Raw genomic sequence first — 17,491 nt, forward strand, 5'->3', positions numbered from 1 at the left:
AGCGGGCACACACCCCGCGGTTCGGGGTTGGCCAGACCGTAGGCAACCGTCGTTACCCGCGAATTACCGCCCGAGCGACCGAGTGTCCCTGGCGACGAGTGCGCCGCCTGCCCGGCCGAACACCCCGTCATGGCAACGCCTGGGTACTGGGCGTGGTCTAGCGTCCGCCGCCCGAGGAGAAACACGGCAGGAAACTGGGGTGGGAGATGCGGCGCGCACTACGCCGGAGCGAGGGGACCACAGACGTCGGACTCGCGACCCTGGGAGTGACCGTGGGAAAGGAAGAGCTCTACCGGAACCTGCTGCGCTCGGGCCCGGCGTCCGCCGACGAGCTCGCCGCTGCGCTGCTGGAGCCGCACGCGGAAGTGGCACGACGGACCGAGGCATTGGCGGCGCTGCACCTGGTCGCCCTGACCGCCGACGCGCCGGAGCGGTGGGTGACCGCGGCTCCGGAAGTGGCGGTGGAGCGGCTCATGGAGCGCCGCCAGCGGGACGTGAACCGGGCCCGCGGTGGGATGGCCCGGCTCATGGACGAGTAATGGTCGGGCCACCGGCCCGGTGCGGTGGCAGGCCCGCTCGAGGTGGTCGAGGGCGCGGAGCGCTGCAGGCGCCGATACGCGGAGACCGTGGCGAACACCGTCCGGGAGGTGCTCGTGCCCTGCAGGCCTCCGTTCGTCATCCACGGTGGTGTCTCCCTCGATGTCCTGGGCACCCTCGACCGGAACGTCCGTTGCCGGTCGATCTACGACCGCCGCGCCATGGACCAGCCGCACTCCGTCGCCGACATCACCGCCTACCAGGCCGCGGGCGAGCAGGTACGCGTCCTCGACGAACTTCCCTTGAAGCTGCTGATCTAGGACCGGACAACGGCGCTTCTCCCCGGCGGCGACGACCGGCCCGGCGAGTGGTTCGTGGTCTCCGGCAGCACGCTCGTGGAAGGCCTGGTGTCGTTGTTCGAGCTGCTGTGGGAACGCAGCGTCCCGCTCGTCCCGGTGCACGCCGACACGGACATGACGGAGGCCGGACTGCCCGCGTCCGACATCCAACTGCTCGGGCTGCTCTTCGCCGGGCTCACGGACGCGGCGATCGTCCGCCAGCTCAGCACCAGCGTGTGCACGGTGCAGCGCCGCCTGACCCGGCTGATGGAGCGGGCGGGCGTGGGAAACCGCGCGCAGCTCGCCTGGCACGCGGCGCGGGGCGGGTGGCTGACCCCTTGGTGCGCGTTCTCGCTGGACCCGTCACGCGAGAGGGCCGTCGCCCGCACCAGCGGGCGACGGCCCTCCCTGCCACCGTGCGTCGCGGCACGTGACTGCCGCGACGCACGCTCGGTCACTTCAGCGCGTAGGCCTTCGTGATGTCCTGGACCGTGCTGTTAGTGGGTGGGCGTGCGGGAGTTCAGGCCGGCGATGATGTCCGGCGGTGGCTCGTCGGCTGCGGCAGGAGTACCCGCGCGTAGCGAGGGGCACAGCGAGTGCGGCGGCCACACCGGCACCCGCAAGGCGTCTGAGACGCATAGCTTGTTCGGCCTCCAGGTCGGGAACGGTTGCCGCACGCCAGGCATCCGCCGTTACCCGGCGATTACCAGCGCCGCCCCTGGGGGCTCCGAAGAGGAGGCGGGCCGTCACTCACTCCGTATCGGGAAGTCCGCGGTGACCGACGCCTGCCGACTGAGGGGCGCGCACCGGCGGCGCTTGTCGGGAAGGACCTGGGTGATGCCCTGGGCGTCGCAGTGCTCCAGCAGGGGGACGGTGACGCGTCGGCTGGTGTCCAGGGCGCGGCTCGCCGTCCCCACGGTGAACGGCTGGTCGAGTTCGCTCAGCAGGTCGGCTGCCAGCCGGGGGGCGTCCGGCAGCAGCACCACGTGCTCCGCGAGCCGCAGTACGGCTCCGTGGCGGACCGCCGTGGCGAGCTCGCGGCGGCCGAGGCCGAGTTCCGCGAGCCGCTGGGCGTGGGGTGCGGCGAAGGGCCGCCCGTCGAGTTCAGCGGTGAGCCGGCGCACCGCGTCCGCCACAGGAGCGGGCTGTGCCGCGGGCCCGGCGGTCACGCGCCCGCGGCTCATCCGCAGGGGCGGCGTGACCAGAGCCTCCACGAGGGAGACGGCCGGAAGCCCCAGACGGTGCCGGGCGGCCTCCACCGGTATGCCGTCCTCGGTCGGCCGCTCGGAGAGGTACGCCGCCACCAGTTCGGCCAGCCGGGCGCGCAGGGTGGTCCAGTGTGCGGGGTCGGCGAGCCAGTCCCCTGCGACAGGTGCGGTATGGACGGCCACCCCCATCGCGGTCAACTCCCCCCGCCTGACCAGCAATCGGCGCCGTAGCTCGGACGCCTGGCCCGGGGTGCCGTGGGCGTCGCCCAGCGCGGCCGCCCGCCGTGCCGCCGCGCCGCGGCGCCGCAGTTCCGGTGGCTGGGGGTCGAGCACCGTCAGACCGGCGAGCACCCGCCGCAGGCCGGGATCGCGCAGCACCGCGCGGTCGCCGATGCGCAGCGGCAGTGGTTCCGGCAGGGTCAGGCGGACGAGGTCCGGACCGAGCGGCCGTAGGCGTACGGGTACGGCCGCCGAGCCGATGTGGACGACAGCGGTGCGGGGCAGTTCCGTGGCAGGTGTTCCGCCGTGTACGCGCACGTCGCAGATCAGGCAGGGGAGGAAGCTGTCGGGTGTGAGCAGGGCGTCACCACGGCCTGTCGACTCCTTGTCGAGGCCCCGGAGGTTGACGGCGACCCGGGCGGTGGCACGCACCAGGGCGGTCTCCTCGCCGAGGGCCTGCAGCCCCCTGACCCGCACGGGGCTGCCGGAGCGGGCGGTCATCAGGACGTCGCCCTTGCGGATCCGCCCCGCCCCGAGGGTTCCGGTGACCACCAGCCCGCTGCCGCGCACGGTGAAGGACCGGTCGATCCACAGCCGCACCGGGGATTCGGCGTCGCCGTCCGGCAGCCGCGCGACCAGCCTGTCCAGGGCCGTGCGCAGCTCGGCGAGTCCCGCGCCGCTGCGGGCGCTGACGGCCACGGCCTCGACGCTGCCGAGGGTGCTGGACCGGATTCGGTCCCGTGCCTGCACCGTGGCGGGACCGGGGTCGGCCATGTCGCAGCGGGTGATGACGAGCAGTCCGTGCCGTACGCCGAGGGCGTCCACGGCGGCGAGGTGTTCGGCGGACTGGGGCTTCCAGCCTTCGTCGGCGGCGACGACGAACAGCACGGCGGGCACGGGACCCACGCCGGCCAGCATGGTGGGCACGAACCTCTCATGTCCCGGTACGTCGACGAACGCCAGCCGCTCCCCCGACGGCAGGTCCGTCCATGCGAAGCCCAGATCGATGGTCAGGCCACGGCGCCGCTCCTCCGCCAGCCGGTCGGGGTGGGTCCCGGTCAGTGCGTGGATCAGTGTGCTCTTGCCGTGGTCGACATGCCCTGCCGTCGCGATGACCCGCATGTTCACCGCCCCGCCGCGCGCAGCACCGCGGCGAGGATCTCGCTGTCGCTCTCCTCCGGTACGCACCGGAGGTCCAGCAGCAGGCGTCCGCGCACCACCCGCCCGAGCACGGCCGGTTCACCGGTGCGCAGGGGTTCTGCCAGGTCGTCGGGGAGGCTGAGCGCGCAGGAAGGCAGAACGGCCCCGGGCGCGCCACCTCCTCCCACCACCGCCTCGTGGGGTACGACACCCGTGTCCAGACCTCGGCGGGCTGCGTCCTCGGCCATGCGCAGTGTGCGGATGCGCAGCTGCGGCAGCGGCATGTGGACGGCTGTGTGCACGGGTGGCTCGGGACCGCGCAGTGTCGCTTCCAGCGCGGCCAGGGTGAACTTGTCCACGCGCAGGGCGCGGGCCAGCGGATGGCGGCGCATCCGTTCCACGACGGCGGCCCGGCCGAGGACCAGCCCCGCCTGCGGCCCGCCGAGCAGCTTGTCCCCGCTGGCGGTGACGAGGGTGGCCCCGGCGCGCAGGGCCGTGGCCGCGTCGGGCTCGTCCGGCAGCACCGGGTCGGGAGCGAGGAGGCCGGAGCCGATGTCGACGACGACGGGAAGGCCGAGGGACGCCAGTTCCTCGGCTTCCACTCCCCCGGTGAAGCCGCTCACCGTGAAGTTCGACGGGTGGACCTTGAGGATGAATCCGGTGTCCGGGCCGGCGGCGTCCACGTAGTCACCGAGACGGGTCCGGTTGGTGGTGCCGACCTCGCGTATCCGGGCGCCGCAGGAGACCAGCAGTTCGGGTATCCGGAATCCGTCGCCGATCTCCACGAACTCGCCCCGGCTGAGCAGGATGTCGCGCCCCGCGGCCAGCGTCACCGCCGCCAGGGCCAGGGCGGCGGCTCCGTTGTTGACCACGTGCACCGCCTCCGCGGCCGGCACCGCTTCCCGCAGGGCGGCCATGGCGCTGCGGCCGCGTGGCGCCCGTCTGCCGGTGTTCAGGTCCAGCTCGACGTCCGTGTATCCGCCTGCCGCCGCCATCGCCTCCAGTGCGCACCGCGACAAGGGGGCCCGTCCCAGGTTGGTGTGCAGTACGACGCCGGTGGCGTTGTGCACGGGGCTCAGCCCGGCCGTGTGCGCAGGGAGCGCGGCAAGTGCGGCGTGGACCGCCTCGCCCGGGCCGATCCGTCCGTCGCGTACGAGTTGTTGGGCGGTGCCGACCGCGGCCTTGACGAGTGGCCTGCCCAGTCGTGCGGACGCCTCGCTCAGCCGGGGGTCGCCGAGGAGCACTGTGGTGCTCGGCACCTGTCTCCGGATGTCCGCAGGCGGTTCGTCCGTCGTGTCCGCCACCCGCGCCACCCCGATCGAAGTCAGCGGAGGCGGACGGGAATCGAACCCGCCTGGCCCGGTTTCCGGACCACACCGATTTTGAAGATCGGGAGGGGCACCAGCCCGCCCAACGCCTCCGAGCAAGATTGTGGTCCCCGCATACTGCTGGGGCAAGGGGTGAAATGATCGCCGTATGACGACTGTTGGCCCCGCCGCGCCCGTGCGGTTGACCCAGTTCGCACACGGCGGCGGCTGCGCCTGCAAGATTCCTCCGGGGGAACTGGAGGCGATGGTCGCGGGACTGCTGCCGCCCCGGAACCCCGGGCAGGCCCTCGGCGGCGAGGACCGGCTGCTGGTCGGACTCGATGACGGTGACGACGCCGCCGTGGTGCTGACGGGTGACGGCACCGCCCTGGTGTCGACGGCCGACTTCTTCACACCCGTCGTGGACGACGCCCGCGACTGGGGCCGGATCGCCGCGGCCAACGCCCTGTCCGACGTCTACGCGATGGGCGGCCGGCCCGTCGTCGGGCTCAACCTGCTGGGCTGGCCCCGTGACGTACTGCCCGCGGAGCTGGCCCGGGAGGTCCTGGCGGGTGCGCTCGAGGTGGCCCGCGAAGCCGGCTGCTTCGTCGGCGGCGGCCACAGCATCGACAGCCCGGAACCGCTCTACGGAATGGCCGTGACGGGCCTGGTGGATCCGCACCGGCTGCTGCGCAACGACGCGGGCCGGCCGGGCGTGCCGCTGACCCTGACCAAACCGCTGGGCGTCGGCATACTCAACAACCGCCACAAGCGGACCGGTGAGGTCTTCGCGCACGCCGTCGCCAGCATGGCGGCACTCAACGACAAGGCAGCCGCGGCTGCCCTGAGGGCCGGCGCCGTGTGCGCCACCGATGTGACCGGATTCGGGCTGCTCGGCCATCTGCACAAGCTGGCCAGGGCCAGTGGCGTGACGGCCGTGGTGGACGCCGCCGCCGTCCCCGTGCTCGACGGCGCCCGGGAGTCCCTGCGGGCCGGGTACGTCAGCGGCGGCACCCGGCGCAATCTCGACTGGGTGCGCCCGCACCTTGACGAGGGACGGGCGAGCGAGGACCAGCTGCACCTGCTTGCCGACGCCCAGACCTCCGGCGGGCTGCTGGTCGCCGGGGAGGTGCCCGGACATCCGGTCATCGGGGAACTGGTTCCCGCCGTGGCCGGCACCACACTGGTGATCCGCTGAGCACTGCGGACGGCCGCGGGTCCGCGGGCGAGGCCCGGGTCCCGCGGCCGGGCCGCTACCGGTAGCGGATGTGCAGGTGGTTGTCGTGGTTGGCGTAGCTCGTGGTCAGCCCTTCCGAGATCAGCTGCGGGTCGTTGAAGAAGATGAGCTGGACGTGGCCGGGGGCCTTCGCCCGGATCTCCTGCACGAGCCTGCGGGTGGCGGCGCGGTCGTACGTGCTCGACTGCCAGGTGATGCGCCCCGCGGTGCACTGCGCCGAGTCGGTGCGGGCGGGCCACACGTCGATGTCCATCCCGACTTCGTGGCTGGCGTGGCCGGGGATGTCTCCGCCGTGCTCGAAGCCCGCGTCGCCGACGGGAAGTCTGCCGTTCCCGGTGGCGGCGAAGGTGGCGGCGGCGGCCTCCAGCTGGCCGACGGCGCCGGCTGTCGCCCAGTGGGCACCCGCGTTGCCGTCGGGGCTCTGTGAGCACATCGTGCTGCCGCCGAAGTTGATGTTCTCGTAGTGCCACAGCAGGTTCTGCCAGGTGGTCGGCCCGACGACGCCGTCCGCGCTGATTCCCGCATGGGACTGGAAGGTGCGGACGGCGGTGCCGGTGGCGGGTCCGAAGGCCCCGTCGGCCGAGAGACCTGCGCCCCGCTTGGCGTTGAGCAGCGACTGCAGGGCCGTCACCGCCGGCCCGTTGTCGCCCTGACGGACGGTGATGGCGAGCGCGCCCCAGGTGGCGGGCCCGACGACGCCGTCCGCGGCCAGGCCCTTGGACTGCTGGAAGCCCACCACGGCGCTCTGTGTGCCCGGGCCGAAGGCGCCGTCCACCGCCACGGTGCGGCCGTGCGCGGCAAGCAGGTGCTGCAGCGCCACGACGTCGGAGCCCCGGTTGCCGTTGCTGGTCAGCGGGAACGCCGCCTGCGGGAAGGCCTGCGCGGGGACGCCCAGTCCGAGGAGCAGGCCCGCCACAGCGGTGAACAGCGTGATGATGCGTGCGAGTCGTCTCACGGTTTCTGCCTCGTTTTCCTCTTCATTCGCCTGCTCACTTTCCGGACTGGAGGGCGCCCCAGGTGGCGGGGCCGACGATGCCGTCGGCGCCCAGCCCACGGGAGGACTGGTAGTCGCGTGCGGCCTGGGCGGTGCCCGAGCCGAAGATGCCGTCGATGGATACCGTCCGGCCGAGCGCGGCGGTCAGGGCGCGCTGCAGTCGGGTGACGGCCTCTCCCGTCGAGCCGTTCTGGATGGTCGGGGTGGATCCGCGGGACAGCAGGGCCGTCCAGGTCTTCGGACCGACCGCGCCGTCCGCCGTGAGCCCCTTACTGGACTGGAAGTTCCGGGCGGCTGCGGTTGTGTCGGGCCCGAAGATCCCGTCGGGGGTGCCCGGGTCGAAGCCGGCTGCCTTGAGCAGGCACTGGGCGGCCTTGACCCGGTCTCCGGTCGAGCCGCTCTGGACGGTGGTGTAGGAGGTGAAGTCGAGGTTCGCCCCCGTGCAGGTGGGCGTGGGCGTGGAGCCGTTGCCGACGTCCAGGTAGTCGCGGTCGATGTTGATCGAGTAGCCGCCGTAGGACTCGGTGACCTCGCCCGCGTACTGGTGGATCCGCTGGTGGTTGGACCAGTAGGAGGACGGCACGTAGGTACCGGTGTTGGTGTCGGCGGCTCCGTTCCACCACGCGTAGAAGAGGTGGTCGACCCGTGTGTAGGCACCGTTGTTGTACTCGGCGGCGGCGTCCTTGACGCCTGAGGCGGCGCTGGAGTAGAAGCCCGACAGGTAGCCGCTGCTGTGCAGCCGTTCGGTCCAGCCGGACAGGTACGACAGCACGGACGCCTTGCAGGAGGCCGTGGAGGTGTACGCCTCGATGTCGCTGTAGATGGCGCTGCCCGCCGGGATGCCGAGGTTCGACGCGGCGGTGATGGCACCGGCGGCCGCGGTGACGCCCTGCGACTTGGCCGTGGCCGGGTCGGTGGACATCTTCAGCGAGTAGCTGGTGCACGGCGCCTGGCGGCCGACGTCGATGGGGAACAGACGCCATCCGTTGTTGGTCTGGCTGGTCACCCAGCTCGCCGTCAGATTCGGCTGGGCGCAGCCGCGGAAGGATCCGCTGATGTAGACGCCGACCGCGCTGTACGGCGAGTTCGCCTGCCAGGCGTTCATCGCGGCCTGCGAGGGCGCGGTGCAGGCGTCGAAGCCCTTGCCCTGGTAGCTGCCGGGTTGCGGTCCGGCCGCGGCCAGGGCGGTGGCGTCGGACGGCTGGGCCGCGCGGGGCAGCGCGGTGGGCTCGGCGCCCTCGGTGAGCTCGGCGGAGGCGAGAACACCGCGTACGAGGTTCTCGGTATCGGGTGTGTGGGCGGCGGTCACGAGGACGCCGGCGTCCTCGACCGCGATCTGGATGGTGTCGTTGCTGGACGCGGCGGACGGGGCGATGGCCTTGCCTCGCTGGGTCCGCGCGGTCGCCGCCGTCGCCTGGCCGGCGGAGCGGGCGGTGATGGGCTGCACGACGATGCCCGCCGAACGGCCGACGACTCCGGAGGGGCAGTCGTTCTGTTCGGCGGGCTCGCCCAGGTAGACGGCGGGTCTGTCGAACCGGAGGCAGGCACGCGGGTTCTCGGCCAGATCGACCACCTGCCATTCGGCGGGCACCTCGATGCGGTAGCCGTGGTAGGTGACGCTCCGCAGGCTCTCGGGCGGGGAATCTGCCAGGGCGGGGACGGGGGCGGCGAACGCGCCGATACCGGCGAGCACTGCCAGCAGGGCCGTTCCGGCGCGGGCGCGCCAGGGGATCCAGGACGACATCGGTTCACTCCTACTCGGATGCGGGGGGAGAGTGAGGGAGAGCGGCACGGCAGGTCTGTCCGGTTCGGCCACGAGCGGCGCCTGCCCGTGACCGGGGGCTGATCGGCCGCGCACCCTGCGGATGGTGCGGGCCCGCCTTCCCCGGGCCGGAGGCCGGCCCGGGGAAGGCGGGCTGCTGTGCGGGTGCGTGGGGACTCGGCGGTCAGACGCCGCAGTTGGGCGCGGACCAGGAGCGGCTGGTGCGTCCGTCCACGTGCGTGTGGTCGTTGTGGTCGGGGTAGCCGGGGCCGAAGATGCCACCGAAGCCGTGCGAGCGGGCCCGCTGGGCGAGCGCGCAGAACGACGGGCTGCCGATCAGGTCGGCGGCGTCACCGTAGAGGTGCCTGCTGTTCGAGGCACCGCCCGCCGCGTTGTTGCAGGCCGTGGAGCGGAATCCGCTGGACACGACGATCGGTACGTCACCCATCGCGTGCCGCATGGCCTCCAGCCTCCACATCGTGCGCAGTCCGTTGGACTTGGCCGTCGCGGCACTGACCGCACCACCGGACCAGTCGGAGTTGCAGTTGTTCAGTTCGGCGTAGGTGAAGTGGATGGGGGTGCAGTCCGGGTCCTGCAGTGCGTAGATCTTGCTGAACGTCTGGGAACCCGCGATGCCGTCCGCTCCGAGGCCGTACGCCTGCTGGAACTTGGTGACCGCGGCCTTGGTCCGCGGGCCGAAGTTGCCGTCGACGGAGAGGATCTCGCCGTAGTCGACGTGCCCGGCCACCCGGATCTGCAGCTGGGTCACGTCGGCGCCCGACATGCCTTCGGACAGGGTGCGGCCCCAGCTGTAGCACTCGTCTGCCTGGGCCGGGGCGGCCGTGGCCAGCATTCCCCCGATCGTGGCCGTCATGATCATGACAAACGACAGGGCGAGTTGGATCGTACGCCTCAACATGGCGCCTCCGTTGTGAGTCCTTCCCGATCCCCCGCTAGAGGGCTGAGGCGAGTTTGACGCCCCTCTCCGTGGCGTGTCCACACCATCAACATCTGCCACAGGACCAGACCTCCGGCACAACTGACTTACAGACAAAGGGAGTTGCGTTGCCCGGTGCAATGCGATGGACCCACCCCGGCCGGGGTGGGTCGGCGAAGCGAGGTGACGACGCTACTGCCGGACCGCGAGGGCGGCAGCGGCGATCAGCACGGAGCACACGACGGTCATGCCGCTCAGCCGAACCGCGAGAAGGTCGTCCCAGCGCTCCCCGTCTCCGGAGAGTCTGCGCAGAGCCGGGGTGAGGGCCCGGCCCGCTCCGAAGCCGAGTCCGACGGCCAGGGCGGGCGCGTAGGAGCCCCCGGACAGGAGCACCGCTACCGCGATCGCGTACGGTGCGCTCGCCGAGACATAAGTGCGCACGCCCGTACCGAGTTCGAAGCCGAACTGCAGCGCGCCGCGCGCCAGATGACGGCGCAGGACGTCCTGCGGGATCTGCCGGGCGTTCTGCGGCAGCCGTAGCGACAGCTTGCCCGCGTCGCGCAGCGCGGCGAGCAGTGCGACCGCCACGATCAGCCCTTGCCGCACGACGGCCGGGAGCGGCGTGAGGAGACCGGACAGGAGCCACAGCACCCCGGCCGTCAGCACCCCGCCGGCCAGCAGACCGCAGGTGAACACGCCGAGGACCAGCGCCTGTCTGTACGTTGCCCGCCAACCTGGCGAGGCCAGCGCGAATGCGCTGTTACGCGTTCAAACGGAGCCGGAGAGCGAGTAACCGGCCAGACCGCCGGTGATCGCCCAGGTCAGCACGGAGGCTTGGAGGACGGCGGCGATCACCGCGATCCCCAAGGCCGCCACGGGCAGAACGGGGTCGGTGAGCAGCGCCCGTACGGCACGGGCGCCGCTCGGCCGGTCCGCGGGACGGACGGACTCCGCCACCTAGACCGTCCCGGTCAGCGTGAGCCAGGTGTTCGGGCCGACCACTCCGTCGGCGGTCAGGCCGTGCAGGGACTGGAACGAGACGACGGCCTGCCGGGTGAGCGAACCGAAGTTGCCGTCGACGGTCAGTGCGGAACCGTGCTTGTTGAGCTGCCGCTGCGCGCCCCGTACGGCATCGTTGATGTCTCCTTGGCGCACGGTGACGACCAGTACCGGCCAGGTCGCCGCGCTGACACTGCCCGTGGGGCTGAGTCCGTTCGCCGACTGGAACGCCTCGACCTGCGCCTCGGTGTCCGTACCGAAGATGCCGTCGACATCCGTGGGATGACCGTGGTGGGTGAGCAGATGCTGGATGGTGAAGACGTCGGGCCCGGTGGCGCCGCGGCCGATGGTCGGCCAGGTCACGGAACCGGGGCAGTCGCAGTCGGTGGTCCAGCGGCAGATGGACTTCACCCAGCCGGAGCCGGTGCTGCGGTACCCGTCGTGGCAGCGCCGCTCGATACCGCAGCCGCAACTGCCGCAGGCCGCGCTGTAGCGCCACAGCCAGCCGTCGTAGGTACCGGCGTAGCACTGGTTGGGCCGCAGGGTCCAGGTGACTCCGTCCGTCCGGTGGAAGCCTGTGTTCGTCCCCGAGGTCACGCACGCGTCGGCATAGATGGTGCTGGGTCCGCAGCCTGGGGAGCAGTTGTGGTCCGCGGCGTAACTGGGGCACGCACCGGTCCAGATGTCGTATCCGTCGGCATAGGCCTCCCGGGCGGCGGAGAACACCCCCAGCGCGGCGAAGCCCGCGGCGGTCGCGGCCTGCAGCACGGTGCGCCTGGACGGCGCGAAGGAGGGAAGGGCCCCGCGCCCGGTCAGGGAGCGACGGCCACCGCTCCCCGAGCGGCGCAGTGTGGGCACGTCGTCCAGTGAAGTCATGGCCGGCTCCTCGGCGTGGCGGGTGCGATGTCGTCGAGCAGCCGCAGCAAGGCGGTGGGTGAACCGAGCGGCTCGGAACGCACGATCCGACGCTCCGGATCGATGGCCACCGCGTAGGGGGTGGCGGGTATGTCGTAGGTCGTGAACAGCTCCGGACAATGGTCCCTGACCGGGACGGCGCCCTCCTCGGCCTGGGGTCCGGCTCCCGCGTAGAGCCCGAGCACCTGCGGGGCGGCCGCGTCGCCCTGGCGGACCGTCCAGGCGCCGGCCTCGGCGAGCACGTGGCCGCAGGTGCGGCAGTCCGCGTCGAGGAAGAGCAGCAGCGCGGCGCGGCCCGGCGTCAGGAGGCCGTCGAGCCCCGCCGGATCGGTCCGGGCCGCATCGAGCCCGGGCGCCTGTGCGCCGGGGGCGATGCCCACCCGCCCGGGGCGGTGCGGCTGTGTTCGTGACAGCTGGTGCACCTGCCTGATCAGTCCCGAGACGACCAGCGCGAGCAGCGCGATCGCCGCCCACGAGGCAATCAGGGCGCTGGTGGTGAAGTCCATCGCGTTGGCACTCCTTCGGCGGTCCGGTGCACGGTGGGCTCGGCCTGGTGGTGAGCAGGCGCCCTGGTCGACAGGTGAACGGAGGCTGCGGTCGGCTCGTGCATGGCAGCGGGCAGGGACCACAGGAGCGCGGTGCAGGCGGGAGCTGCGAGCATCAGCGTGATCAGCTCCGTCGTGGAGAGCCGTACGGGGCCGGCCCCGACGACGAGGGCGCCGGTCGTCGCGAGCACGGCGAGGGCCGCGGCCCGCCGGGTCACCCAGCGGCTCAGGGGCACGTCCTGGCCGGAGCAGCCGCACGGCCCCCCGCGGCCGAGGCCGAGGACGTGCCGCGTGTAGGCGGCGTAGAGCCCGAACAGGGCGGCACCCAGACCGAGTACGCCCTGCAGCACTACCTGATGACCCGTCAGTAGCGCGGCTGCGCCGGCCGCCCCCAGGACGCCCTCCGCGATCGGCAGGGTGACGGCCGCCAGTCGGCGGAGCCGCGGGCCGAGCACGCCGTGCGCCCACAGCGCATCGCCCAGTGCGGCCGGGACGGCAGCATGTGCGCCCGCACCCAGGAGCAGGGTCAGGATGACGACGGAGGCGGCCAGTCCGCCGTAGAAACCGGTCACCGGCGGATCACCCGGTGTGCCGCAGCGTGAGTCGCCCGACGAGTTCGGGCACCCGCTCGACGTGAGTCGACGCCAGTGGCACCACCGTGGCCCAGATCTCGGTGGAGGAGAGCACGAAGAACGGGCTGCCGTCGGACAGCGTGTCGCGGAACAGCTCGCCGGACGCGACCGCCACCCCCTTCCAGGGGGGGAGCTGGGCGGTGTGTTCCTTGGTGCGCCGTGACAGCTCCAGCAGCCCGAGGCCGGGCACCTCCTTGATCACCGTCGCGGGCCGCGCGAAGGCGCTTCCGGCCGAGGGGTCCGGCTGGAGGGTGAGGCCGTGTTCGCTCTCCGTGATGCGCACCGACCGGAGCAGCCCGAGCACCGCGGCCACATCCAGGCCGTACAGCCGGGTCACGAGTGAGTGGCGCTCGCCTCGCCACACGACGAGCGACGGCCGTTCCACCAGCCCCGAGCGCGGCTCGCGCTCGACGGACCGGAAGATGCGCAGCGTGCCCTTCTGGAAGGTGAGCTCGGACTCGGGTGACTCGATGCCCAGGGATGCGGCGACGTCGTCCCCCAAGGAGGCCGGCCCGGCGGTGAATTCGATCAGCCGGCCGCCGGCCACCACCTCGACGGCCGAAGTACACGGCGCCTGGAGGTCGACGTCGCCCTCCAGGTGGTACGTCCCGCCATCGAGTGCGCGATGAGTGACGAACGATGCGGCCATGTGCATCCTCCCGGGGGGGCGGGGGTCTGGTGTGACACCGCAGCCGCTGAGGAAACTAGACAAGAGTCATGCCCCTGTCAATCTTTCGGGACGCCATCGAGGCCGGATCAGTCGCGGTCCCTGTTGTTCGTAGCGACCTGACGATCATCGGAACACCGGATGCGCCCGGCTTCCCATGACCTGACGATCGTGGGACCCGGGCAGGCCGGCGAGGCTGCGTCCTCGTCGTGCTCCGGTGCGGGAGCGCGTAGTTGTCGCCGGATCAGGAGGTGACGAGCACCTTGCTGAGCAGCGGCAGGTGGTCGGAGGCGGCCGGGGCCCCCTGCACGACGCGGGTGACGAGCGGCGTCACCTTGCCGGTCGTGTAGATGACGTCGATCCGCTCTGTCGGGGCCTCGGCGGGGTACGTCGCGCCGTCACCGCGCCCGTGTGGGGAATCGGCCCACGCGTCGGCGTAGGCCTCCTGCAGCGGCTGGGACTCCGGCGCGGCCGGCAGGGCGTTGAAGTCGCCCACGAGGATCCCGGGCTTCTTCGCCCCGATCAGGTCCACGACCTGATCGGTCTGCCGCAGGCGGTCGGTCTGCGAACTGGCAGCCAGGTGCGTGTTGGAGAACTCCACCGCCGTGCCGCGGACGTCGATCGTGGCGTGCAGCAGGCCGCGCTGCTCCTGACCCGGCGACGTGAACAGCCAGGTGTTGTCCGACGCGGTGATCGGGTACCGGGACAAAATCGCGGTGCCGTACTGGACGCGGTGTCCGCCCGTGGCCGGCGGGGCATTGTCGATGTTGGCGCCGAACACCACGTGGTAGCCCAGCAGGGCAGCCAGCTCGGCGGGCTGATCGGTCCACCCGCTGCGCTCGGAGTAGTGGTTGTCGACCTCCTGCAGGCCCACGACGTCGGCACCGCTCTCGCGGACGACACGGGCGATCCGCTGGAGGTCGAGCCTGCCGTCGGTGCCCTGCGCATGGTGGATGTTGAACGACATGACGTCCAGCACGCGGGGGCCGGGACGCTGAGCGGCCGGGGCGCCGTCGGCGGCCGAGGCCTGGCCCGTGGCTCCGGCGAGCGCGACGACAGCGGCGAAAACGGACAGGGTCCGGCGGAGCATGGTGGCCTCCTGGCACAGGTTCACGAAGGGCCTCGATGATCGTCCGCTCCCCTGGCCTGCCCGTGGCCGCGAGGTGAAGACCGGCTCCCTCGCAGGTGTCGACACGCTGTCGAGTGCCGATCCGATCGAAACGGTCCATGCTGGCAAGCAAGAACCGTCGCTTTTCGGCCCTGGCCGATCGTGCGAGGAGGCAACCATGACCATGCCGCATGGTCCGGAACCGCGTACCGGAGCGGGAGACGACCCCTACGGTGCGGAGCCCGGCCCGATGGGCGACCCCTCGGATGTGCTGGCGCGTCTCGGCCGTTCCTGGACCTGGATCCTGGGCTCGGCGATCGCGACGCTGGTGCCGGGCCTCCTGATTCTGCTCTGGCCGGACGGGACGCTGCACGTCGTGGCGGTCCTCATCGGCCTGTACCTGCTGGTGACCGGGGTATTCCGTTTCGTGGCCGTCTTCGCCGGGGAGGGCCACAGCGAACGGCTCCCGGGGTTGCTCCTGGCCGTGCTGTACACCCTGGCCGGAGTGCTGTGCCTGCGGAACCCTCTGCAGACCATCGCCGCGCTCTCACTGATTGTCGGGCTCGTCTGGCTCGTGTCCGGCATCCTCACCCTCTACGCGGCAATCGCCGCCAAGGAGCTGCCCCACCGAGGCGTGGTCCTGGGCGCCGCAGTACTCGCCATCGTGGCGGGAATCGTGGTGCTCGCCCTACCGGCCGAGTCGGCCCGCGCCCTGACATGGCTGCTCGGCCTGTGGCTCGTCCTGCTCGGCCTCGCCGAGGTGGCGCTCGCCCTCGCTTGGCGGGCGGCCCTCCGCAGGTAACGGACCACGGGCCTCGAGCGGCCCCGTCGCAACGTGTCCCGCACACGACGTCGCAACGGTCCCGCACACGACCCGGCCCCGCAGCCGCCACGGACACGGATCGCGGCAGGCATGCGGGGCTGCAGGGGCTCAGGGAGCCTTCGTGGCGGACCGCTTCAGGCCCTCCTTCCTGCTCCCGCCCGGACCGCTCCGACGCGGCTTCGCGGGCAAGCTCTTCCGTTTCGTGGCCGCCTTACCCGCGCCCGACTGCGAGGGCGCAATCCGGGCCCGGGTGGTCGGCCACTTGAACTCGATCTCCAGTTCCATCTCCCCGTCGCCGACCTCGACCTCCAGTTCACCGCGAAGGTCGTCGGGGATCCGAAGGCTCAGCTTCACGGCGCCCAGTTCCAGTTCGACATCCCCTCCCTCCCTCAGCGCGGCAGCGATCGCCGTGAGCTGGTCAGCCGCCTCCACGCGTGACAGGGAGCGTTTCTGCTCAAACTTGAGGTCTTTCATGGGTGTCTCCAATCCCCTAGAAACCGCATGACGTCATAGCGCCGATTCTGAAGCTGTGCGGGGGATCGGACATCCGCACGAACGAGGCGAAGAGAGGCACACCGCCTACGACCGTCGCGACCGTCTGCCGCTGCGATCCAGCCCGCCGTAGGTCCATCGCGCCGCAATCCATCCCTCACCGTCGCCTGCAGGCCGGCACCGGTGTCCGCTGCGCGTGCGGCTTCATTGGGCCGATTGCGTGAAAGGAGGCAGGAGCGCGTCCGTGAGCACACGAGACTGCCCTCCCGCGCCGCGCCGCGGCTGCTGCTGCTGCTGCTGCTGCTGCTGCTGGGACGATGCACCCAGGGCTGGGTGGATCCGGATTCGTAGCGGCCGCGAGTGCGCGGCGAACGCATGTGCGTGACCGTTCGACGGGGACCACATGACGCAGCAAGGGATCATCGCGATAGGGCGCATGGATGGAACGGCCGCAGTGGAGGCCGAGGAGGCGTTCAGGTAGATCTACGGCGAAGTGTTCGCGGAACCTCCGTACAACGAGACCGCGGACGGTGAACCTTTCGCGCTGTCTTGGCCTGCACCTCGGAGGGCGAGCCGATCGGTATGGCATACGGCCACCCGCTCGGGCCCGACACCGTGTGGTGGAACGAACTGACCGAGTCCGTACCCGACCACATGCGGCGCGAGGACGGGCGCCGACCTTCGGGCTCATGGAACTCGCCGCGCGCGGACCGTGGCGCGGGCAGGGTGTTGCGCGGCGTCTGCACGAGACGCTGCTCGATTGCATCGGAGCCGAGCGGGTCCTGTTGGACGTCCACCCGGTCGGCAAGGCCGCGTCGGCTGCGTACCGGGCGTGGGGGTACCTCAAGATCGGCGAGGCGCGGAATCGTCCGGGTGTCTGCGGGACGGCGGTACTGCCTTCGCACGATCCAGAACACGCCAAAGGATCCCGGGCCACGATGCTGGGAGGCGGCGCGCGGGACGCGGGGAGGTCGCTCGTTCCACCCCTCGATTCGCATGATGTAGCCCATGCGCTGCTCACCACTTCGCGGGTATCGGCCTGCGGGAGTAGCCTCACCTTCCACCCACCGGGCAGCATTGCCGAACAGGAAGCCGCCGCGCGAGCACTTGCCGCCCAGATGCTGGCCGGCGAGCTGACACCACGCGAGCCGGCCTGGGTACCGTCCCACCCCAGGTACACCCCGCGCAGCGGGTCGCACCGCGGGGCACATGCACGACATACCACTCAGCGCCCGTGCGACGCACCCGGCTCGGTCGGGTCGGATCAGGGAGCCGCCCTGGGGTGCGGGGCGCACCTACATCTTCGGGTACGGATCCCTGATCCAGCGAGCATCGCGAGTCCCAGCCGGCGAATTCCAAGGTGACCCGTCGGTGGATGTCGCCGGAGAGCCGGCACCCACGATCGCGGCGCTCCCCCGAGTGCGATCATTCCCCCAGCCGAATCGCGGTGCGCCGTTCAACGGAGCACTCAGGGTTCATTCGCCCTCCAGGCCACACGCTTCGGGAGAGGGGTCTTGTCGGAGTCCGGCTCGACCTGCGTACGCCATCATCAGGTTCGCAATTGAGTGGAAGCGATACGACACGCGCACGGCTGCCCGGGCGCCGGGTGGGTTTTCTCGACGATCGTTCAC

Annotated in this window: 19 protein-coding genes and 1 tRNA gene; 6 read left to right on the forward strand and 14 right to left on the reverse strand. The window is 71.6% G+C overall.

The window, feature by feature from the left end:
- Nucleotides 1-272: 272 nt before the first annotated feature.
- The 3 genes from OG844_RS12290 to OG844_RS12300 all read left to right on the forward strand — a co-directional run bounded on the left by OG844_RS12290 (nt 273) and on the right by OG844_RS12300 (nt 1,355).
- The gene (locus tag OG844_RS12290) at nt 273-539 is read left to right on the forward strand and encodes a hypothetical protein (protein WP_406389923.1); all 267 of its coding nucleotides are present in this window, start codon (nt 273-275) and stop codon (nt 537-539) included.
- Between the two features lie 24 nt (nt 540-563).
- Entirely contained in the window at nt 564-857 is a 294-nt protein-coding gene (locus OG844_RS12295) for a hypothetical protein (RefSeq protein WP_406389924.1), read from the forward strand.
- A gap of 87 nt (nt 858-944) precedes the next feature.
- Nucleotides 945-1,355 (forward strand): helix-turn-helix transcriptional regulator, encoded by a 411-nt coding sequence (locus OG844_RS12300; protein ID WP_406389925.1) that lies wholly within the window; start codon nt 945-947, stop codon nt 1,353-1,355.
- A gap of 266 nt (nt 1,356-1,621) precedes the next feature.
- Here OG844_RS12300 and selB read toward each other — a convergent pair whose 3' ends face one another.
- From selB to OG844_RS12315, 3 genes are all read right to left on the reverse strand, one after another.
- Nucleotides 1,622-3,424 carry a selenocysteine-specific translation elongation factor gene (gene selB, locus OG844_RS12305; RefSeq protein WP_406389926.1) on the reverse strand — a complete coding sequence of 601 codons (1,803 nt, stop codon included), beginning with the start codon at nt 3,422-3,424 and terminating at the stop codon, nt 1,622-1,624.
- Nucleotides 3,425-3,426: 2 nt separating this feature from the next.
- Entirely contained in the window at nt 3,427-4,701 is a 1,275-nt protein-coding gene (gene selA, locus OG844_RS12310; protein WP_406389927.1) for an L-seryl-tRNA(Sec) selenium transferase, read from the reverse strand.
- Between the two features lie 68 nt (nt 4,702-4,769).
- Nucleotides 4,770-4,863: transfer RNA gene (locus OG844_RS12315), tRNA-Sec, on the reverse strand.
- Between the two features lie 55 nt (nt 4,864-4,918).
- On the opposite strand from OG844_RS12315, the gene selD reads away from it, so the two are divergent.
- Complete coding sequence (gene selD / locus OG844_RS12320; RefSeq protein WP_406389928.1) at nt 4,919-5,947, forward strand: selenide, water dikinase SelD; 1,029 nt, start codon at nt 4,919-4,921, stop codon at nt 5,945-5,947.
- Nucleotides 5,948-6,002: 55 nt separating this feature from the next.
- On the opposite strand, the gene OG844_RS12325 is transcribed toward selD, so the two are convergent.
- The 10 genes from OG844_RS12325 to OG844_RS12370 all read right to left on the reverse strand — a co-directional run bounded on the left by OG844_RS12325 (nt 6,003) and on the right by OG844_RS12370 (nt 14,527).
- Complete coding sequence (locus OG844_RS12325) at nt 6,003-6,941, reverse strand: penicillin-insensitive murein endopeptidase (protein WP_406389929.1); 939 nt, start codon at nt 6,939-6,941, stop codon at nt 6,003-6,005.
- 34 nt (nt 6,942-6,975) lie between these two features.
- The gene (locus tag OG844_RS12330) at nt 6,976-8,724 is read right to left on the reverse strand and encodes a glycoside hydrolase domain-containing protein (RefSeq protein WP_406389930.1); all 1,749 of its coding nucleotides are present in this window, start codon (nt 8,722-8,724) and stop codon (nt 6,976-6,978) included.
- 202 nt (nt 8,725-8,926) lie between these two features.
- Nucleotides 8,927-9,661: a D-Ala-D-Ala carboxypeptidase family metallohydrolase gene (locus tag OG844_RS12335; RefSeq protein ID WP_406389931.1), complete on the reverse strand. Its 735-nt coding sequence runs from the start codon at nt 9,659-9,661 to the stop codon at nt 8,927-8,929.
- Nucleotides 9,662-9,871: 210 nt separating this feature from the next.
- Nucleotides 9,872-10,375: a hypothetical protein gene (locus OG844_RS12340; RefSeq protein WP_406389932.1), complete on the reverse strand. Its 504-nt coding sequence runs from the start codon at nt 10,373-10,375 to the stop codon at nt 9,872-9,874.
- 72 nt (nt 10,376-10,447) lie between these two features.
- On the reverse strand, nt 10,448-10,636 hold the full coding sequence (locus tag OG844_RS12345) for a hypothetical protein (RefSeq protein WP_406389933.1): 189 nt from the start codon (nt 10,634-10,636) through the stop codon (nt 10,448-10,450).
- Nucleotides 10,637-11,554, reverse strand: a complete 918-nt coding sequence (locus OG844_RS12350; RefSeq protein ID WP_406389934.1) for a peptidoglycan-binding protein — start codon at nt 11,552-11,554, stop codon at nt 10,637-10,639.
- Nucleotides 11,551-12,099 (reverse strand): hypothetical protein, encoded by a 549-nt coding sequence (locus OG844_RS12355; protein ID WP_406389935.1) that lies wholly within the window; start codon nt 12,097-12,099, stop codon nt 11,551-11,553. The genes OG844_RS12350 and OG844_RS12355 overlap by 4 nt, the downstream gene beginning before the upstream one ends.
- Entirely contained in the window at nt 12,075-12,710 is a 636-nt protein-coding gene (locus OG844_RS12360; protein WP_406389936.1) for a MauE/DoxX family redox-associated membrane protein, read from the reverse strand. Before OG844_RS12360 ends, OG844_RS12355 begins: the two co-directional genes overlap by 25 nt.
- A 7-nt stretch (nt 12,711-12,717) precedes the next feature.
- Nucleotides 12,718-13,419, reverse strand: a complete 702-nt coding sequence (locus OG844_RS12365) for a hypothetical protein (protein ID WP_406389937.1) — start codon at nt 13,417-13,419, stop codon at nt 12,718-12,720.
- A gap of 262 nt (nt 13,420-13,681) precedes the next feature.
- Nucleotides 13,682-14,527, reverse strand: coding sequence for an endonuclease/exonuclease/phosphatase family protein (locus tag OG844_RS12370; protein WP_406389938.1), 846 nt, complete (start codon nt 14,525-14,527; stop codon nt 13,682-13,684).
- A 196-nt stretch (nt 14,528-14,723) separates the two neighbouring features.
- On the opposite strand from OG844_RS12370, the gene OG844_RS12375 reads away from it, so the two are divergent.
- A complete protein-coding gene (locus OG844_RS12375) occupies nt 14,724-15,347 on the forward strand; it encodes an HdeD family acid-resistance protein (protein WP_406389939.1) in 624 nt (207 codons plus the stop codon).
- Nucleotides 15,348-15,476: 129 nt separating this feature from the next.
- On the opposite strand, the gene OG844_RS12380 is transcribed toward OG844_RS12375, so the two are convergent.
- Complete coding sequence (locus OG844_RS12380) at nt 15,477-15,842, reverse strand: amphi-Trp domain-containing protein (RefSeq protein WP_406389940.1); 366 nt, start codon at nt 15,840-15,842, stop codon at nt 15,477-15,479.
- 234 nt (nt 15,843-16,076) lie between these two features.
- Between OG844_RS12380 and OG844_RS12385 the strand changes: the two genes are divergently transcribed.
- The gene (locus tag OG844_RS12385; RefSeq protein WP_406389941.1) at nt 16,077-16,211 is read left to right on the forward strand and encodes a hypothetical protein; all 135 of its coding nucleotides are present in this window, start codon (nt 16,077-16,079) and stop codon (nt 16,209-16,211) included.
- Nucleotides 16,212-17,491: the final 1,280 nt, after the last annotated feature.

The sequence above is a fragment of the Streptomyces sp. NBC_00887 genome, from assembly GCF_045207585.1.

What these genes read in the sequence shown, in the direction of transcription:
- selB (WP_406389926.1), bottom strand. Translation starts at nt 3,424, where the DNA reads ATGCGGGTCATCGCGACGGCAGGGCATGTCGACCACGGCAAGAGCACA.
- selD (WP_406389928.1), top strand. Translation starts at nt 4,919, where the DNA reads ATGACGACTGTTGGCCCCGCCGCGCCCGTGCGGTTGACCCAGTTCGCA.
- OG844_RS12330 (WP_406389930.1), bottom strand. Translation starts at nt 8,724, where the DNA reads ATGTCGTCCTGGATCCCCTGGCGCGCCCGCGCCGGAACGGCCCTGCTG.
- OG844_RS12335 (WP_406389931.1), bottom strand. Translation starts at nt 9,661, where the DNA reads ATGTTGAGGCGTACGATCCAACTCGCCCTGTCGTTTGTCATGATCATG.
- OG844_RS12350 (WP_406389934.1), bottom strand. Translation starts at nt 11,554, where the DNA reads ATGACTTCACTGGACGACGTGCCCACACTGCGCCGCTCGGGGAGCGGT.
- OG844_RS12355 (WP_406389935.1), bottom strand. Translation starts at nt 12,099, where the DNA reads ATGGACTTCACCACCAGCGCCCTGATTGCCTCGTGGGCGGCGATCGCG.
- OG844_RS12365 (WP_406389937.1), bottom strand. Translation starts at nt 13,419, where the DNA reads ATGGCCGCATCGTTCGTCACTCATCGCGCACTCGATGGCGGGACGTAC.
- OG844_RS12370 (WP_406389938.1), bottom strand. Translation starts at nt 14,527, where the DNA reads ATGCTCCGCCGGACCCTGTCCGTTTTCGCCGCTGTCGTCGCGCTCGCC.
- OG844_RS12375 (WP_406389939.1), top strand. Translation starts at nt 14,724, where the DNA reads ATGACCATGCCGCATGGTCCGGAACCGCGTACCGGAGCGGGAGACGAC.
- OG844_RS12380 (WP_406389940.1), bottom strand. Translation starts at nt 15,842, where the DNA reads ATGAAAGACCTCAAGTTTGAGCAGAAACGCTCCCTGTCACGCGTGGAG.